We start from the raw sequence: 1,267 nt of genomic DNA on the forward strand, positions 1-1,267 counted from the left end.
GGCCCGAAAGAAAGGTAGGAGGCCATGACGAAAGGTCTGCACGTGCCTTCCGAGATCGGCAAGCTCAGGAAGGTCTGCCTGCACCGTCCCGGCGACGAGCTCCTCAACCTGCCGCCCGACGAGCTCGAGCGACTCCTGTTCGACGACGTCCCGTTCCTGGAGGTCGCGCAGCAGGAGCACGACACCTTCGCCCAGATCCTGAGGGACCAGGGCGTGGAGGTCCTCTATCTCGAGAACCTCGTCGCCGAGGTGTTCGACCAGGTCCCCGGCGCCCGCGCCGAGTTCACCGACCAGTACATCGCCGAGGCCGGCATCCGCGGCCAGCACATGCCGCAGATCGTCCGCGAGAAGCTGGACTCCATCGAGGACAACCTCGAGTTCGTCAAGAAGACCATGGCCGGCATGACCAAGTCCGAGATCGACATGCCCCTCACGGCCTCCACGACCCTCGACTCCCTGGTCAACTCCGAGTCCGAGTCCGACCTGATCATCGACCCGATGCCCAACCTCTACTTCACCCGCGACCCGTTCGCGGTCGTCGGCGAGGGCGTCAACCTCAACCGCATGTACTCGGTCACCCGCAACCGCGAGACCCTGTACGGCAAGTACGTCTTCAAGTACCACCCCGACTACAAGGACGTCTCGCTGTACTTCCGCCGCGACTGCCAGTTCCACACCGAGGGCGGCGACGTGCTGAACATCAACGAGAAGACCCTCGCCGTCGGCATCTCCCAGCGCACCCAGGCCGCCGCGATCGACGTCATGGCCCAGAACATCTTCTGGAACTCCGACTCCAAGGTCGAGCGCATCCTGGCCTTCGACATCCCGGTCTCGCGCGCCTTCATGCACCTCGACACGGTCTTCACCCAGATCGACGTCGATAAGTTCACGATCCACCCCGCCATCATGGGCACCCTGCGCGTCTACGAGCTGACCGCCGGCAAGAACCCGGGCGACGTGAACATCCGCCTGATCGAGGACACCCTCGAGCACGTCCTGGAGGACGCCACCGGCGTCGACCAGGTCAAGCTGATCCCCTGCGGCGGCGGCGACCCGATCGCGGCCTCCCGCGAGCAGTGGAACGACGGCTCCAACACCCTGTGCGTCGAGCCCGGCAAGATCTGCGTCTACGCCCGCAACACCGTCACCAACGACGTGCTGTACAAGGAGGGCCTGGACCTTCTCGTCGTGCCCTCCGCCGAGCTCTCCCGCGGCCGCGGCGGCCCGCGCTGCATGAGCATGCCCTTCTGGCGCGAGGACCTCTAAG

The 1,267-nt window shown here is 65.4% G+C and carries 1 protein-coding gene; it reads left to right on the top strand.

Annotation, left to right across the window (positions count from 1 at the left end; all coding sequences use genetic code 11):
• The first annotated feature begins 24 nt into the window (after positions 1-24).
• Complete coding sequence (gene arcA, locus GPK42_RS08885; protein ID WP_006234281.1) at positions 25-1,266, top strand: arginine deiminase; 1,242 nt, start codon at positions 25-27, stop codon at positions 1,264-1,266.
• The last annotated feature ends 1 nt before the right edge of the window (position 1,267 follow it).

It is taken from the genome of Collinsella aerofaciens, assembly GCF_018785265.1.
Lineage (GTDB): Bacteria > Actinomycetota > Coriobacteriia > Coriobacteriales > Coriobacteriaceae > Collinsella > Collinsella aerofaciens_AI.

Excerpts from the sequence above, each read along its gene's own strand:
- arcA (WP_006234281.1), top strand. The coding sequence starts at position 25 with ATGACGAAAGGTCTGCACGTGCCTTCCGAGATCGGCAAGCTCAGGAAG.